The sequence below is a fragment of the Mesorhizobium sp. M8A.F.Ca.ET.202.01.1.1 genome (assembly GCF_004791595.1).
In the GTDB taxonomy this organism is placed as follows: domain Bacteria; phylum Pseudomonadota; class Alphaproteobacteria; order Rhizobiales; family Rhizobiaceae; genus Mesorhizobium.
The window spans coordinates 1-249 of sequence record NZ_SRUN01000364.1; the positions used below are offsets into that span (position 1 = coordinate 1).

1 protein-coding gene is annotated in these 249 nt (G+C 63.9%); it reads left to right on the forward strand.

Annotated features, from left to right (window positions below):
- The coding region (locus EN845_RS35220; RefSeq protein ID WP_135907356.1) for a VCBS domain-containing protein at positions 1–249 on the forward strand (249 nt) is incomplete at both ends.

The window sequence follows — 249 nt, forward strand, 5'->3', positions numbered from 1 at the left end:
ATGGCACGCTGCATCTCAACAGCGACGGCAGCTACAGCTATACGCTCGACAATGGCCTGGCCTCGGTGCAGCAGCTTGCCGAAGGCGCCACCGTCACCGACGTCTTCAGCTACACCAACTCGGACAACCACGGCGGCTCTTCGTCCGCCAACCTGACCATCACCATCACCGGCACCAATGACGCGCCGGTGGCGGTGGCCGATGCGGCGGCGGTGAAGGAAGACACCAACACGCTGGCCGATCCCAATC